This is a genomic window from Streptomyces viridosporus (assembly GCF_002078235.1).
In the GTDB taxonomy this organism is placed as follows: domain Bacteria; phylum Actinomycetota; class Actinomycetes; order Streptomycetales; family Streptomycetaceae; genus Streptomyces; species Streptomyces viridosporus.
In genome coordinates, this window is sequence record NZ_MSGP01000217.1 from 1 (window position 1) to 15,933 (window position 15,933).

Annotated in this window: 13 protein-coding genes and 1 tRNA gene; 8 read left to right on the forward strand and 6 right to left on the reverse strand. The window is 72.1% G+C overall.

Translation table 11 applies throughout. The features are described 5' to 3' along the window. Window positions 1-37: 37 nt before the first annotated feature. The 4 genes from B7L92_RS15980 to B7L92_RS15995 form a co-directional block, all read right to left on the reverse strand. On the reverse strand, window positions 38-880 hold the full coding sequence (locus B7L92_RS15980; protein ID WP_107501502.1) for an S-methyl-5'-thioadenosine phosphorylase: 843 nt from the start codon (window positions 878-880) through the stop codon (window positions 38-40). Between the two features lie 111 nt (window positions 881-991). Continuing rightward, on the reverse strand, window positions 992-1,315 hold the full coding sequence (locus B7L92_RS15985; protein WP_081238271.1) for an FmdB family zinc ribbon protein: 324 nt from the start codon (window positions 1,313-1,315) through the stop codon (window positions 992-994). Between the two features lie 67 nt (window positions 1,316-1,382). Further along, window positions 1,383-2,669, reverse strand: a complete 1,287-nt coding sequence (locus B7L92_RS15990) for an MFS transporter (RefSeq protein WP_081238272.1) — start codon at window positions 2,667-2,669, stop codon at window positions 1,383-1,385. Between the two features lie 302 nt (window positions 2,670-2,971). Then, window positions 2,972-4,552: a potassium/proton antiporter gene (locus tag B7L92_RS15995; RefSeq protein WP_081238273.1), complete on the reverse strand. Its 1,581-nt coding sequence runs from the start codon at window positions 4,550-4,552 to the stop codon at window positions 2,972-2,974. A gap of 188 nt (window positions 4,553-4,740) precedes the next feature. Between B7L92_RS15995 and B7L92_RS16000 the strand changes: the two genes are divergently transcribed. Next, window positions 4,741-7,626: a penicillin acylase family protein gene (locus B7L92_RS16000; protein WP_081238274.1), complete on the forward strand. Its 2,886-nt coding sequence runs from the start codon at window positions 4,741-4,743 to the stop codon at window positions 7,624-7,626. A 140-nt stretch (window positions 7,627-7,766) separates the two neighbouring features. On the opposite strand, the gene B7L92_RS16005 is transcribed toward B7L92_RS16000, so the two are convergent. Continuing rightward, window positions 7,767-8,381 carry a 5-formyltetrahydrofolate cyclo-ligase gene (locus B7L92_RS16005; protein ID WP_081238275.1) on the reverse strand — a complete coding sequence of 205 codons (615 nt, stop codon included), beginning with the start codon at window positions 8,379-8,381 and terminating at the stop codon, window positions 7,767-7,769. A gap of 92 nt (window positions 8,382-8,473) precedes the next feature. Between B7L92_RS16005 and galU the strand changes: the two genes are divergently transcribed. From galU to B7L92_RS16040, 7 genes are all read left to right on the forward strand, one after another. Next, complete coding sequence (gene galU / locus B7L92_RS16010; RefSeq protein WP_081238276.1) at window positions 8,474-9,385, forward strand: UTP--glucose-1-phosphate uridylyltransferase GalU; 912 nt, start codon at window positions 8,474-8,476, stop codon at window positions 9,383-9,385. Further along, window positions 9,382-10,704, forward strand: a complete 1,323-nt coding sequence (glp, locus tag B7L92_RS16015; RefSeq protein WP_081238277.1) for a molybdotransferase-like divisome protein Glp — start codon at window positions 9,382-9,384, stop codon at window positions 10,702-10,704. The genes galU and glp overlap by 4 nt, the downstream gene beginning before the upstream one ends. Window positions 10,705-10,790: 86 nt before the next feature. Next, on the forward strand, window positions 10,791-11,318 hold the full coding sequence (gene moaC, locus B7L92_RS16020; RefSeq protein WP_081238278.1) for a cyclic pyranopterin monophosphate synthase MoaC: 528 nt from the start codon (window positions 10,791-10,793) through the stop codon (window positions 11,316-11,318). Next, window positions 11,315-11,821 carry a MogA/MoaB family molybdenum cofactor biosynthesis protein gene (locus tag B7L92_RS16025; protein WP_081238279.1) on the forward strand — a complete coding sequence of 169 codons (507 nt, stop codon included), beginning with the start codon at window positions 11,315-11,317 and terminating at the stop codon, window positions 11,819-11,821. The genes moaC and B7L92_RS16025 overlap by 4 nt, the downstream gene beginning before the upstream one ends. Before the next feature lie 26 nt (window positions 11,822-11,847). Next, window positions 11,848-12,519, forward strand: coding sequence for a GNAT family N-acetyltransferase (locus tag B7L92_RS16030; RefSeq protein ID WP_107501503.1), 672 nt, complete (start codon window positions 11,848-11,850; stop codon window positions 12,517-12,519). 171 nt (window positions 12,520-12,690) lie between these two features. After that, the gene (sepX, locus tag B7L92_RS16035) at window positions 12,691-13,953 is read left to right on the forward strand and encodes a divisome protein SepX/GlpR (protein ID WP_081238281.1); all 1,263 of its coding nucleotides are present in this window, start codon (window positions 12,691-12,693) and stop codon (window positions 13,951-13,953) included. An 81-nt stretch (window positions 13,954-14,034) separates the two neighbouring features. After that, window positions 14,035-14,108 (forward strand) — tRNA-Ala (locus B7L92_RS16040). A gap of 267 nt (window positions 14,109-14,375) precedes the next feature. On the opposite strand, the gene B7L92_RS16045 is transcribed toward B7L92_RS16040, so the two are convergent. Continuing rightward, window positions 14,376-15,647 (reverse strand): glycoside hydrolase family 16 protein, encoded by a 1,272-nt coding sequence (locus tag B7L92_RS16045; protein WP_081238282.1) that lies wholly within the window; start codon window positions 15,645-15,647, stop codon window positions 14,376-14,378. Window positions 15,648-15,933: the final 286 nt, after the last annotated feature.

Genomic DNA, 15,933 nt, shown 5'->3' on the forward strand with positions numbered 1-15,933 from the left:
CCCGCCGTGCCCCGCCCCGGCGGGCACACCCTCCGCCCTACGGCAGCGTGAACCCCGGGTTCATCCCGCCCAGCGCCGACGCGCACGGGCAGTCCCGCTCGTGCGTCGCCGGCAGCGCGGCCACCGCGTCGAAGAGCACGCCCCGCAGCCGGTCCACATTGGCGGCGAACACCCGCAGCACCTCGTCGTGGGAGACGCCCTCCCCGGTCTCGGCGCCGGCGTCGAGGTCGGTGACCAGGGTCAGGGAGGCGTAACAGAGCTCCAGCTCACGGGCGAGCGCCGCCTCGGGATGTCCGGTCATGCCCACCACCGACCAGCCCTGCGCCTGGTGCCACAGCGATTCGGCACGGGTGGAGAAGCGCGGCCCCTCCACCACGACCAGCGTGCCGCCGTCCACCGGCTGCCAGTCCCGGCCGCGCGCCGCCTTCAGCGCGGCCGTGCGTGCCGTGGGGCAGTAGGGGTCGGCCAGCGACACGTGGACCACGTTCGGCACCGTGCCGTCGGGCAGCGGCAGCCCGTCGAAGTACGTGGTCACCCGGGACTTCGTCCGGTCCACGAACTGGTCCGGCACCAGCAGCGTGCCCGGTCCGTACTCGGGGCGCAGACCGCCCACCGCGCACGGCCCGAGCACCTGGCGCACCCCGACCGACCTGAGTGCCCACAGGTTGGCCCGGTAGTTGATCCGGTGCGGCGGCAGGTGGTGGCCGCGTCCGTGCCGGGGGAGGAAGGCGACCCGCCGGCCGGCCACCTCGCCGAGGAAGAGGGAGTCGCTGGGGGCCCCGTACGGGGTGTCCACCCGGACCTCGGTCACGTCGTCGAGGAAGGAGTAGAAGCCGGAGCCGCCGATCACGCCGATCTCGGCCGTCGCCATGTTCGCCATGTTCCGCACCCTAACCGGACGCGGAAGCGCCGAGGACCCCGTCGTCGTACGGCGACGGGGTTCACGGGAGTGCGGTCCTGCGCGGCGCGGTGGTTCCGCGGGAGTGCGGTCCTACGCGGCGGTGGTGGCGCTGGAGCTGCTGGAGCCGGCCGACGTGCTCGAACCCGAGCCGGAGCCCGAGGAGGACGTCGAGGAAGAAGTCGAGGAGGACGAGGAGTCCGACGACTTCGACGACGCCGGGGAGCTGCTCGAGGAGGAGCCGCGGCTGTCGTTGCGGTAGAAGCCGGAGCCCTTGAAGACGATGCCGACCGCCGAGAACACCTTCTTCAGACGACCTTGGCAGCTGGGGCACTCGGTCAAGGCGTCGTCGGTGAACTTCTGCACCGCCTCGAGGCCCTCGCCGCACTCGGTGCACTGGTACTGGTAGGTGGGCACTGTCTTCCTCCTGGCACTCTCACTCGATGAGTGCTAACGACGATCCATACTGACCTATTCCCTGCGTTCAGTCCACTGCGGCGGGGGAGCGGTGATCCATGCCACGCGCGACCGTGCGCCCGCGCGAGGGCGGCACCAGCCGCGACCGCAGCGCCAGCAGCGTCGCGAGGGCGAGCACCGTGCCGCCCATCGGCACCAGGAAACCGGCGCCGTCCCAGAGGCGGTCCTCCAGCTGTCCGGCGATGGTGACGGCGGCGGCCTGGCCGAGCGCGACCGCGCCGGTCAGCCAGGTGAAGGCCTCGGTGCGGGCACCGGCCGGGACCAGGTCCTCCACCAGCGTGTAGCCGGTGATCAGGGTCGGCGCGATGCTCATGCCGACCAGGAGGCCGAGGCCGGCCAGCAGCAGCGCCGACTGGGAGGTCCACAGGGCCGAGGCGGTCACGGCGAGCGCCGCGTACCCGATGACCAGGCGCCGCTGCGGGGCGGCCTTCCAGGCGATGGCCCCGCAGGCGATGCCGGAGATCATGTTGCCCGCGGCGAAGATCCCGTACAGGACGCCGTTCAGGCCGGGTTCGCCGATCGACTCGGTGAACGCGGCCAGCGAGACCTGCATGCCGCCGAAGACGGAGCCGATGCCCAGGAAGGTCACGATCAGCACGCGCACCCCGGGGACGCGCAGCGCGGAGGCGTGCTCCACGCGCGCCCGGCCGTCGGCGGAGGTCTTCGGCTGGGTGCCCCGCTGGGCGGCGAACAGCAGACCGCCGATCAGGGTCAGCGCGGCCTCGGTGACGAGACCCGCGGCCGGGTCGACGGCCGTGCACAAGGCCGTGGCCAGCAGCGGCCCGACGACGAAGGTGAACTCGTCGGTGACGGACTCGAAGGCCGCCGCCGTGGTCATCAGGGGGGAGTCCTTGAGCTTCGCGCCCCAGCGGGCGCGCACCATGGGGCCGACCTGCGGCACCGAGGCGCCGGTGGGCACGGCGGCGGCGAACAGCGCCCACAGGGGGGCGCCGTTCAGGGCCAGCGCGGTCAGGGTCAGCCCGGACAGGGTGTGCACCAGGACGCCGGGCACGAGGACCGCGCGCTGCCCGTGACGGTCGGCCAGGCGGCCGCTGTAGGGAGCGAACAGCGCCATGGAGACGCCGGTGACGGCCGCGACGGCGCCGGCCGCGCCGTAGGAGCCGGTGGTGTGCTGCACCAGCAGCACGATGGAGAGGGTGAGCATCGCGAACGGCTGGCGTGCCGCGAAGCCGGGGAGCAGGAAGGTCCAGGCGCCGCGCGTGCGCAGCAGTTGGCCGTATCCCGGGCGGGAGGTGGCCGCCGAGTCCTTCGACGTGGTGACCGTGGATGCCACGGCCCGTGCCTTTCTGCCGCCTGGTAGCGCGGCCCGCGCGGGGCGGGCGGGTGCGCCGAGAGCTGTCCTCTTGCGCTGACTGCGGTAGATGCCGGTGCCACAGCTCAGGGCGTTCCGGCCGCCATACGGTCGCGCCAGCTCTGCGTCAGGCAGAGTTGGTTCGATCAGGTCATCTGGGGGTCGCCTGCATCGTACAGGTACCGGTGCTCCGGGTGCCTGTGAAAACGAGCACCCCGGGGCGCGTGCGCCGTGGACGGAGGAGGGGCGGGCCCGGGGCGTCCGTGGTGTCGGTGGTGCCGGTGCTACGCCGGCGCGCTGTCGGTGCCCAGCCAGCCGGCCAGCTTGCCGCCGCGGCCCACCGCGAGCAGGCGCCGTTCGGCGGCGTCCCGCACCGGGTCGGTGGCGACGACGAGCAGTTCGTCCCCGTGCTGCAGCATCGTCGTGGGCAGCGGGACGAACGACTCCCCCTCGCGCACGACGAGGGTGACGGCGGACCCGGCGGGCAGCCGCAGTTCGGCGACCTCCACGCCGTGCATCCTCGAGGTGTCCGGGATGACCATCGACAGCAGGTGCCCGCGCAGATGCTCCAGGGGCGCCGACTCGATGCCGAGGTCGGCGGCCCCGGACTCCTCGCCCAGGCGCAGCTTGCGGGCCAGCCAGGGCAGCGTCGGGCCCTGGACGAGGGTGTAGACGACGACCAGGACGAAGACGATGTTGAAGATCCGCTCGCTCCCCTCGACGCCCTGCACCATCGGGATCGTCGCCAGGATGATGGGCACGGCCCCGCGCAGCCCCGCCCACGACATCAGCGCCTGCTCCTGCCAGGGCACCCGGAACGGCACCAGGCACAGCACGACGCTCAGCGGGCGGGCCACCATGGTGAGCGCCAGCCCGATGACCAGCGCCGGCACGATGTCGTCGCCCAGCTCGTGCGGGGCGACCAGCAGGCCGAGCAGGACGAACATGCCGATCTGGGCGAGCCAGCCGAGCCCGTCGGCGAAGCCGCGCGTGGCGGGCCAGTGCGGCAGCTTGGCGTTGCCCAGCACCATCGAGGCGAGGTAGACGGCGAGGAAGCCGCTGCCGTGGGCGAGGGCGCCGGCCGCGTAGGCGGCGACGGCGATGGCCATGACGGCGATCGGGTAGAGACCGGAGGCGGGCAGCGCCACGTGCCGCAGCCCCCAGGCGCCCAGCCAGCCCACCGCGAGTCCGATGGCGGCACCGATGGCCAGCTCCAGGGCTATCTCGCCGATCAGCAGGTACCAGTGCTCGACCGGACCGGCCGTGGAGAAGGCGACGACCAGGATGACGACGGGGGCGTCGTTGAAACCGGACTCGGCTTCCAGCGTGCCCGTCACGCGCCGGGGGAGGGGGATCTTCCGCAGCACCGAGAAGACGGCCGCCGCGTCGGTCGAGGACACCACCGCGCCGATGATGAGCGCCTGCCGCCATTCCAGCCCGACCAGGAAGTGCGCGGCCGACGCCGTGACCCCGACGCTGACCGCGACACCGACCAGCGCGAGCACGGCGGCGGAGGACAGGATCGGTCTGACCTCGGTCCACTTGGTGCCCAGACCGCCCTCGGCCAGGATCACGACCAGGGCCGCGTATCCGATGACCTGGGTCAGCTCGGCGTTGTCGAAGGGGACGTGGGCGATGCCGTCCTGGCCCAGGGCGATGCCGATGCCCAGATAGACGAGCAGGCTGGGGAGCCCGCTGCGCGAGGAGATCCGGACTGCCACGACGGCGACGAGCAGGACGATCGAGCAGATGAGCAGGAGCTGGTTGAGGTGGTGGACAGTCAGCGGCCGTTCCCTTCCCCGACCCAGGCGCGCTCGCGCGTGGGGTGCACGTACATCGCATGCGATCCACCGCTGCCGCGGCAAACTACTTCGTTACCTTACCTAATTCTTGACGCTTTCTTGACGCCGATGAAGGCAAGATCGAACGCTCGTCCGGGCTGGTTCGCGACTCCGCGTCAAGGGCTGCGGGGCCCTGCGCCTATCGTTGCTCCAGCGCTCAGTTAAAAGCACAGCCTCGACCTGCCGCTCGCGTTAGGACAGCAAGGACAGCGATGCCCACCGACACCACCGTCTCCCCGGGTCAGCAGGCCGGCACGTCCGGCGGGAAGAACAAGTCCGGCAAGAAGAAGGGGCGCAAAGCCCGTCTGGTCGTGCTCGTCCTGGTGTTGGCCCTGATCGGCGGCGTCGTCTACGGGGCGTACTGGTCCGTCAGCACGGTGCGCGCCTCCTTCCCGCAGACCACGGGCTCGATCACGCTGCAGGGCCTGTCGGGAACCGTCGACGTCAAACGCGACGGCCACGGCATCCCGCAGATCTACGCCTCCTCCGACGAGGACCTGTTCATGGCGCAGGGCTACGTCCAGGCGCAGGACCGGTTCTACGAGATGGACGTGCGCCGGCACATGACCTCCGGGCGCCTGTCGGAGATGTTCGGCAAGGGCCAGGTCGACAACGACGAGTTCCTGCGCACCCTCGGCTGGGACCGGGTCGCGCAGCAGGAGTACGACAAGAAGCTCTCCCCCGCCACGAAGAAGTACCTCCAGGCGTACGCCAAGGGCGTCAACGCCTACCTGGAGGGCAAGGAGGGCAAGGAGATCTCCCTGGAGTACGCGGCGCTGGGCTTCGTCAACGACTACCGGCCCGAGCCGTGGACCCCGGTCGACTCGGTGGCCTGGCTGAAGGCGATGGCCTGGGACCTGCGCGGCAACATGCAGGACGAGATCGACCGCGCCCTGCTGACCAGCCGCCTCGACCCGAAGCAGATCGCCGACCTGTACCCGGCGTACCCGTACGACCGGAACAAGCCGGTGATCCAGGAGGGCCGGTACAACGAGTTCACCGGGGCCTACGAGCAGGGTGAGGGCACGGGCGGCACGGGCACCGGCACCGGTACGGACGCCGGCACCGGGACCGGCACGGGCGTCGGGACCGGCACGGGCGCGGGTACGGGCGTCGGCACGGGCACCGGGACCGGCACGGGCGCCGGGACCGGCGTCGGCACGGGCACCGGCACCGGGACCGGGACCGGCACCGACGGGTCCGGCCTGGAGAGCCAGCTGGCCGGTCTCCAGCGGGTCCTGCAGGACCTGCCCACCGCCGTCGGCGTCAACGGCGACGGCATCGGCTCCAACTCCTGGGTGGTCGCCGGCAAGCACACCATCACCGGCGAACCGCTGCTCGCCAACGACCCGCACCTGTCGGCCTCGCTGCCGTCCGTCTGGTACCAGATGGGCCTGCACTGCCGCAGCGTTTCCGCCAAGTGCCAGTACGACGTCACCGGTTACACCTTCGCCGGCCTGCCCGGCGTCATCATCGGCCACAACCAGGACATCGCCTGGGGCCTGACCAACTCCGGCGTCGACGTCACCGACCTCTACCTGGAGAAGATCACCGGCGACGGCTACCAGTACGGCGACAAGGTGGTGCCGTTCAAGACGCGCGAGGAGACCATCAAGGTCGCCGGCGGCAGCGCGCGGAAGATCGTCGTGCGGGAGACCGGCAACGGCCCCCTGCTCTCCGACCGCTCCGACGACCTCGTCAGGACCGGCAAGAAGGCCACCGTCGACAGTGCCGCCCCCGACCGGGGCGACGGCTACGGCGTCTCGCTGCGCTGGACCGCGCTGGACCCGGGCCGCACCATGGACTCGGTCTTCGCGATCAACCGCGCGAAGGACTGGGACGACTTCCGCGAGGCGGCCACCCTGTTCGAGGTGCCCTCGCAGAACCTCGTCTACGCGGACACCGAGGGCAACATCGGCTACACGCTGCCCGGGAAGATCCCGACCCGCGCGGAGGACCACGACGGCTCCGTCCCCGCGCCCGGCTGGGACCCCGACTCCCGCTGGACCGACTGGGTCGACCAGGACGCGCTGCCCTACGAGTACAACCCGGAGCGCGGCTACATCGTCACCGCCAACCAGGCCGTCGTCGGCAAGGACTACCCCTACACGCTGACCACCGACTGGGGTTACGGCGCCCGCAGCCAGCGGATCAACGACCTGATCCAGTCGAAGATCAAGGACGGCGGCAAGATCTCCACCGACGACATGCGGCAGATGCAGCTCGACAACAGCAGCTCCATCGCCAAGCTGATCGTCCCCGAGCTGCTCAAGATCGACATCGACGACCAGCACGTGCGCGAGGCGCAGAAGCTGCTGGAGGGCTGGGACTACACCCAGGACGCCGACTCGGCGGCCGCCGCCTACTTCAACTCCGTCTGGCGCAACATCCTCAAGCTCGGCTTCGGCAACAAGCTGCCCAAGGAGCTGCGGGTCAAGGGCCAGTGCCTGTGGGTCGAGCCGGTCAACACCACCGGGCCCGCGGACGAGGCCGGCAAGGTGCGCGAGTGCGGTCAGCGCGACGCCGACCAGGCGCAGCCCGACGGCGGCGACCGCTGGTTCGAGGTGGTCCGCAGGCTGATGGACAAGGAGGACAGCGACTGGTGGAAGACCCCCAAGCGGGGCACCCGCCCGGCCGCGGACAACCGTGACGAGCTGTTCAGGCGCGCCATGATCGACGCCCGCTGGGAGCTGACCGCCGAACTCGGCAAGGACATCGACAGCTGGAGCTGGGGCCGGCTGCACCGCCTGTTCCTGGAGAACCAGACGCTCGGCACCGAAGGCCCCGGCTTCCTGCAGTACGTCCTCAACCGCGGTCCGTGGAAGCTCGGCGGCGGCGAGGCGACGGTCAACGCGACCGGCTGGAACGCCGCCGGCGGCTACGGGGTCGTGTGGGTGCCGTCCATGCGGATGGTGGTCAACCTCGGCGACCTCGACAAGTCGCGGTGGATCAACCTCAGCGGCGCCTCCGGGCACGCCTACAGCGCCCACTACGTCGACCAGACGGACAAGTGGGCCGAGGGCGAGCTGCTGGAGTGGCCGTTCTCGGAGAAGGCGGTCGAGAAGGGCACCCGCGACACCCTGCAGCTCAAGCCCTGACCGGACCGGTCCGACGGAGGAAGGCGGCCGCCACGCGCACGTGGCGGCCGCCTTCGCGCATCACCGGACCCGACCTTCTCACCGAGCCCGGCCTTCTCACCGGACCCGGCGCATCACCTGAACCGGCCCCGCGGGGAAGCTCAGCCGAACCGTCGCACCCCCGACGGCGTCACCACCGCGTGCACCGGCCGGTCGTGCGGTTCCGCGGGGACGCGCTCGACGACCTCGGAGTCGTACAGCAGCACCACCAGTGCCGGGTGCGCGTCCGCGCGCTCCAGCCGGGCGAGGACCCGGTCGTAGGAGCCCCCGCCGCGCCCCAGCCGCATCCCGCGCGCGTCGACGGCCAGGCCCGGCAGCAGGACGACGTCCGCCCCGGTCACGGCGTCCGGTCCGAGGCGGTCCCCGGCCGGTTCGAAGAGCGCCATCCTCCCGCCGTGCCGGACACGGACGAGGGAGTCCTCGCCGGTGTACGCACCCCAGTCCAGGTCGTTGTCGGGCAGCAGGGCGGGCAGCAGTACGCGTACGCCCCGGGCGCGTAGCGTGTCCAGCAGCGCGAGCGTGCCGGGTTCGCTCCCCACGGAGACATAGGCCGCCACCGTGCGCGCGTGCGCCAGTTCGGGCAGCCCGAGCGCCTGCCGGGCCAGGGCGGTCGCGGATTCCCGCAGGACATCCGCCGTCAACTCATTCCTCACCCTGAGGATTTCCCGTCGCCATACTCGTTTGCCAGGGTCATCCGCGCGTGTGTTGTGTTTCAAGATTGTCCCCGTACCGTTCCAATATGCTCATATGAGCTTTAAAAGTCCGGAGCCACAGATTCCGTACAAGGGCACCGGCTAGGGTGACGGGCATGATTCAGTCGCACCCTCGGATCAGCAAGGCTGTCATCCCAGCAGCGGGTCTCGGCACCCGGTTCCTGCCGGCCACCAAGGCCACTCCCAAGGAAATGCTGCCGGTCGTCGACAAGCCGGCGATCCAGTACGTGGTCGAAGAGGCGGTCGCCGCGGGCCTCGACGACGTCCTCATGGTCACGGGCCGCAACAAGCGCCCCCTGGAGGACCATTTCGACCGCAATTACGAGCTGGAGTCCGCCCTCGAGAAGAAGGGCGACGCCGACCGGCTCGCCAAGGTGCAGGAGTCCAGCGACCTGGCCACCATTCACTACGTCCGCCAGGGCGACCCCAGGGGCCTCGGCCACGCCGTCCTGTGCGCCGCGCCGCACGTCGGCGACGAGCCCTTCGCCGTCCTCCTCGGCGACGACCTGATCGACCCGCGCGACCCCCTGCTCCGGAGGATGATCGAGGTCCAGGAGCAGCACGGCGGCAGCGTCGTCGCGCTCATGGAGGTGGCCCCCGAGCAGATCCACCTCTACGGGTCCGCCGCCGTCGAGACCACCGAGGACTCCGACGTCGTCCGGGTCTCCGGCCTGGTCGAGAAGCCCGAAGCGGCCGACGCCCCCTCCAACTACGCCATCATCGGCCGCTACGTCCTGGACCCGGCCGTCTTCGGCGTGCTGCGGCAGACCGAGCCGGGCCGCGGCGGCGAGATCCAGCTCACCGACGCCCTCCAGCAGCTCGCGGCGGACGAGAAGATCGGCGGCCCGGTGCACGGCGTCGTCTTCAAGGGCCGCCGCTATGACACCGGCGACCGCGGCGACTACCTGCGTGCCATTGTCCGTCTCGCGTGCGAACGTGAGGACCTGGGTCCGGAGTTCCGGACCTGGCTCCGCCGTTACGTCACCGAGGAGATGCAGGAACGTTGAGCACCGCCGCGCCCCGTGCCGCAGGTCCGGACCACCTCTGGTCGGTGGACGAGCACCTGGACGACATCCTCGCCACCGTCCGCCCCCTCGAACCCATCGAGCTGAACCTCCTCGACGCCCAGGGCTGCGTCCTGGTCGAGGACGTCACGGTGCCGGTGTCCCTGCCGCCGTTCGACAACAGCTCCATGGACGGGTACGCGGTGCGGGTCGCGGACGTCGCGGGCGCGAGCGAGCGGTACCCGGCGGTCCTCGACGTCGTCGGGGACGTCGCGGCCGGCCAGGCCGACCTCCTCCACGTCGGCCCCGGCCAGGCGGCCCGCATCATGACCGGCGCCCCGCTCCCGCCGGGCGCCGAGACCGTCGTCCCCGTGGAGTGGACCGACGGCGGCCTCGGCGCGGGCCCGGTCACCGAGATGCGCGCCCGCGGCCTCGCCCCGGAGGGCGCCACCGGGCAGGTGCGGGTCCACCGTCCGGCACCGGCCCGCGCGCACGTGCGCGCCCAGGGCAGCGACGTCCGGGCCGGCGACCGCGCCCTGGAGGCCGGGACCGTCCTCGGCCCGCCGCAGATCTCCCTGCTGGCCGCGATCGGCCGCGGCACGGTCCGGGTGCGCCCGCGCCCGCGCGTGGTCGTGCTCTCCACCGGCAGCGAACTCGTCCAGCCGGGCGAGGAACTGCGCCCCGGCCAGATCCACGACTCCAACAGCTTCGCCCTCACCGCCGCCGCCCGGGACGCCGGCGCCATCGCCTACCGGGTGGGCGCCGTCGCCGACGACCCCGAGACCCTGCGGGACACCATCGAGGACCAGCTGGTGCGCGCCGACCTGATGGTCACCAGCGGGGGCGTGAGCGTCGGGGCGTACGACGTCGTCCGCGAGGCGCTGTCGTCCGTGGACGACGAGGACGAGCCGGGCAGCGGCATCGACTTCCGCAGGCTCGCCATGCAGCCGGGCAAGCCCCAGGGCTTCGGCTCCATCGGCCCCGACCACACCCCGCTGCTGGCCCTGCCCGGCAACCCGGTCTCCTCCTACGTCTCCTTCGAGCTGTTCGTCCGCCCCGCCATCCGCACCCTGATGGGCCTGGCGGACGTCCACCGGCCGAGGGCCCGCGCGACGCTCACCGCGGACGGGGCGCTGACCTCGCCGAAGGGCCGCCGCCAGTTCCTGCGCGGCCGGTACGCGGACGGCGCGGTGACCCCGGTGGGCGGCGCCGGATCCCACCTGGTGGCGTCCCTCGCCCAGGCGAACGCGCTGATCGTCGTCCCCGAGGACGTCGAGTCCGTCGCGCCGGGCACCGAGGTCGAGGTGGTCCTGCTCGGCTGAGCCCCGGGGGTTGGCGGTACCGTGTCGCGCACAGCAGGCCCGTGCGCCGCACCGCGGCGGGCCAGGACCGGGAGCGCCGATCGAGCATGACCGTACCGTCTCCGGGGAACACCCCCGGACCCCCTGAGCAGGACGACCGTACGCGGGACCGTCTGACCCACCTCGACGAGGCGGGCGCCGCGCGCATGGTCGACGTGTCCGGCAAGGACGTGACCGCGCGCACCGCCCGTGCCACCGGCCGGGTCCTCGTCTCGCCCCGCGTGGTCGAGCTGCTGCGCGGCGAGGGCGTCCCCAAGGGCGACGCCCTGGCCACCGCGCGGATCGCGGGCATCATGGGCGCCAAGCGCACTCCCGATCTGATCCCCCTGTGCCACCCCTTGGCGCTGTCCGGTGTGAAACTGGACCTGTCGGTCGCGGACGACGCCGTGGAGATCACGGCGACGGTGCGGACGACGGACCGCACCGGCGTCGAGATGGAGGCGCTCACCGCGGTGTCCGTCGCCGCGCTCACCGTGATCGACATGGTCAAGGCGGTCGACAAGGAGGCGGTCATCACGGACGTGCGGGTGGAGGAGAAGACGGGCGGCAAGTCGGGCGACTGGAGCCGGGCATGACCTATCGCGCTCTCGTGGTCACCGCCTCCAACCGGGCCGCCGCCGGTGTCTACGAGGACACGGGCGGCCCGCTGATCGCCGAGGGGCTGAGGCGCCTCGGGTTCGCCGTCGACGGCCCCCGGGTCGTCCCGGACGGCGACCCCGTGGAGGCCGCCCTGCGCGCGGGCGCCGACGCCGGGTACGACGTCGTCGTCACCACCGGCGGCACCGGCGTCTCGCCCACCGACCGCACCCCCGAGGCGACCCGGCGGGTGATCGACCACGAGGTGCCCGGCATCGCGGAGGCCATCCGGGCGTACGGCCGGGACAAGGTGCCGACGGCCGCCCTCTCCCGGGGTCTGGCGGGAGTCGCGGGCCGGACGCTGATCGTCAACCTGCCCGGGTCCAGCGGCGGGGTGAAGGACGGCCTGGCCGTGCTGGAGCCGCTGCTGAGGCACGCCGTCGACCAGTTGCGCGGCGGCGACCACTCCCGGCCGGACGCCAGTGGCGGGGGTGCGAGCTGAACCGCCCCTCCTGGCCCGTCGAACTGGTGGACGGCGACATCGTCCTCCGGCCGATAAAGCTGCGCGACCAGAAGGCCTGGCGCGAGGTCAACCGGCGCAACCGCGACTGGCTGCGGCCCTGGGAGGCGACCATCCCGCCGCCCACGCCCGCGGGCCCGGTCACCCACCGGCCGACCTACCGTCAGATGGTCCGCCACCTCAGGTCCGAGGCGAACGCGGGCCGGATGCTGCCGTTCGTCATCGAGTACCAGGGACGCCTCGTCGGCCAGTTGACCGTCGCCGGGATCACCTGGGGCTCGATGTGCTCGGGGCACATCGGCTACTGGGTGGACGAGGCGGTGGCCGGCCACGGGGTGGTGCCGACGGCCGTCGCGATGACCGTGGACCACTGTTTCCGCACCGTCGGACTGCACCGCATCGAGGTCTGCATTCGCCCGGAGAACAGGCCCAGCCGCAGGGTCGTGGAGAAACTCGGATTCCGCGAGGAGGGGCTGCGCCCGCGCTATCTGCACATCGACGGAGCCTGGCGCGACCACCTCGTCTTCGCGCTCACGGCGGAAGAAGTCCCCGACGGTCTGCTCGACCGCTGGCGCCGGGCACGCGCCCGGCGTGAGCGGTCGGGGAGCGAGTTGTCCGGAAGCGATCGATCCGGGAACGAGCGGCCCCACCCCGGAATACCGCACGGCCCGGGAAATTGAATATATGTTCGAAATTGAGCGGAGCCGACCGCCTTCCGGCCGGGAATTCCCGGGTCTGGTGGTCCGCTGATCGCATGCGTCGCACAAAAAGTTCGAAATATCAGCCAGATCGTGCGACACACCGGCCCAATTGGCAGATGGCCCCACGCAAACCCCTCTACCGTGTGAGGCGTGAGCAGCAGCGGCCTCATCTACGCAGTCATTGTCGGGGCCTGGGCCGCCTACTTGGTGCCGATGTGGCTCCGTAGGCAGGACGAGCTGAACGAGGCCCGTCCAACGGAACGCTTCAGCACCGCCATCCGATTGCTGTCCGGACGGGCGGGCATGGAGCGCCGGTACGCCAAGGACCTGCGGGCGCGCTCCGCCGACGAGGAGGAGCCGAGCGTCCACGACCCGGACGCGATCACCGACTCGGTGGACGTCCGGGCCTTCGCCGTGTCCCAGACCCGCCCGCAGACCCAGGTGCCCGTGCCGTCCCTCCCCGAGGAGCGGCCGGATCCGGTGCCCGAGCAGCGGTCCGACCGGCCCTCGCCCGAGCACGTGGACCGGACGGACCGGGTGGACCGGCACGGACCCGAACCCGGTCCGGCCCTCGCGCGTGTCCCGGCCGCCCGGCGCGGCCCCGCGGCCCGGGGGACCCAAGAGGCACAGGAGGCCCGCGCGGCGCAGGCCGCCGCGGCACGCGCCCGGCGCTCGAAGGTGCTCGCCCGCCGCCGGCGCACCACCACGCTTCTCTTCCTCGCCTTCACGCTCGGCGCGATCGTCGCGGCGGTCGGCGGACTCGCCTTCCTGTGGGCGCCCGGCGTGCCCGCGGTGCTGCTCAGCGCGTACATCGCGTATCTGCGCTCCCAGGAGCGCCGCCGTTTCACGTACCAGATGGACCGCCGCCAGGCCGAGATGGCCGCCCAGCACCTGCGCGAGCGCCGGCCGCGCCGCCGTCCGGCGCTCGAGGACGCCGACGGCGGCGAACCGGAGGGCCCGGAAGCCGGGGTCGCCCCGGACCCGGACCTCGGCCTCTCCGCGCTCGCCGCGGACCGGCGCGCGCTCGTCGAGCAGACCGACCACGCGGAGTGGGTCGACCAGCAGCGCGAGCGGGAGCGGCGGCCCGGCCAGGGCGGCGACAGCTGGGACCCGGTCCCGGTGCCGCTGCCCACGTACGTGACCGCCCCGGTCGCGCCGCGCGCCACCAGTGACGTGGATCTCGGCGCACCGGACGCCTGGAGCTCGGCCCGCTCCAGCGCCGTCCCGCCCGAGGAGGCACCGGCCGCCGCGGGGGAGGCGGAGCCGGCTCCGGACGGCGCGGGGGAGCCGGTGGGCGAGGAGGGACGCACCGACCGCCGGGCGGTGTCGGCCCGGCGGTCCCGGGAGCGCGGTCGCACCCCGCTCTTCGACCAGTACGAGGACGGGGACCGGCCCCGGGCCGCCAACGAGTAGCCCCCGGGCCGCGGCGGGTCTGCCACCGGCAACGGATTTCCGGGCAGGCCGATGGGGATGCTAAAGTTTCACTCGTTGCAAGGGCCTGTGGCGCAGTCCGGTAGCGCACCTCGTTCGCATCGAGGGGGCCAGGGGTTCAAATCCCCTCAGGTCCACGCATCTCGGAGCCCCGGTCGGTATCACCGACCGGGGCTCCGGCACGTGGTACGGCACCCGTTCCGGATCGTGCCGACGCCTCCCCACCGACGCCCGACCGCGGCGGACCGACGCGGTACCGATGTGCTGTGCACGCCAAGCGCTTCAGCGGGGGCCGGGGACCACTGCGACCGACGCCCGGTCCCGACGGCCGGCCGGACGCCGAACGCCGAACGCCCCCCGGCTCGGGATCGAGCCGGGGGGCGTGGTGTCGGTGGGCGGTGGGGTCAGCCGACCGTCCACTTCTGGTCGGCGGCGCCGGTGCACGTCCGGATCTGCAGCGGGGTGCCGTCGGCGGAGGAATTGCCCCTGGTGCTCAGGCACTTGTCCGCACCGATGTTGGTCAGGTCGCGGCCGGAGGTGTAGGTCCACTGCTGGGCCTTGGTGCCGTTGCAGGTGTAGAGCTGCACGGGCGTCCCGTCCGCGGTGGAGGCGCCGCGTACGTCGAGGCACTTGCCGAGGGCGCGTACGGTGCCGTCGTTGCCCAGGGTCCACTTCTGCGCGTCGACGCCGGTGCAGTCGTGCAGCTGGATCGGGGTCTCGTCCGCGGTCGAGGCGCCGGCGACGTCGACGCACATGCCGCCGATGCCCTTGATGGCGCCGGTCCGGGTGGTGCCGCCGTTCTCGGAGGAGCCGCCGGAGGTGGAGGCGCGTACGTAGTCGATGGTCATCGTCTGCGGGAACGCGGTGCCGGCGTTCGGGCTGCCGGGCCAGTCACCGCCGACGGCGAGGTTGAGGATGAGGAAGAACGGGTGGTCGTAGACCCACTTGTTGCCGCCCAGGTCGGCCGGGGTGCGGGTCTGGTAGGCGATGCCGTCGACGGACCAGGTGATCGACCGGGGGCTCCAGTCGACCGCGAAGACGTGGAAGTCGTCCGCGAAGGCGGCGCCGTTCGGGAGCCTGTACGAGGCGCCGATGCCGCCGCCGCCCGAGTAGCCGGGGCCGTGGATGGTGCCGTGGACGGTGCCCGGTTCGTGACCGACGTTCTCCATGATGTCGATCTCACCGCTGTGGGGCCATCCGACCTTGCCCAGGTCGTCGCCGAGCATCCAGAACGCGGGCCACATGCCCTGACCGCGGGAGACCTTGATGCGCGCCTCGAAGTGGCCGTAGGCCTGGGTGAAGGTCCTGGCGGTGTTGAGGCGGGCGGAGGTGTACTGGCAGGTGCCGTACCAGCACTTCAGGTTGGGGTCGGTGTTCTTGCGGGCGGTGATGACGAGGTTGCCGTTGCCGTCGAGGGCGGCGTTGTCCGTGCTGTCGGTGTAGTACTGCAGCTCGTGGTTGCCGTTGCCGCTGCCACCGGTCTCCAGCGTCCACTTGCTGGAATCCGGAGCCCTGCCGGCCGGGCCGTCGAACTCGTCGGACCAGGTCAGTGCGGCGGGGGCGGGGGCGGCGTCGGCCCGGTCGGCGGACGGTCCCGCGGTGATGAAGGTGAAGGCGGCGGCGACCAGCAGGGCGGACCCGCCGAGTGACCACCGGCGCGCGCGATGAGCGGCCATGACTGAACACACCTCGTCTGTGGGGAAGAGAGTGGGGGGATACCCGAACCCGGGGGAGCCCCGATGCTACGGACGGTTTACAGCGCAACAAACTGCCCGGTTTGTTTCCCAACCGGCCCTGAGCTGCGGTTACTTGGTGCATCAAGGTCTTCGGCTGATCGCTTAATGCATGCTTAAGGTCGACTTAAGGGAGCGGGGGCGGAGCGGGCCGGCGCGGAGGTGACGGCCGTCCCGGGGCCGCACGGTCCCGGAGTGCGGCTCCGGTGAGTCCCTCCCGGCCCCCGAC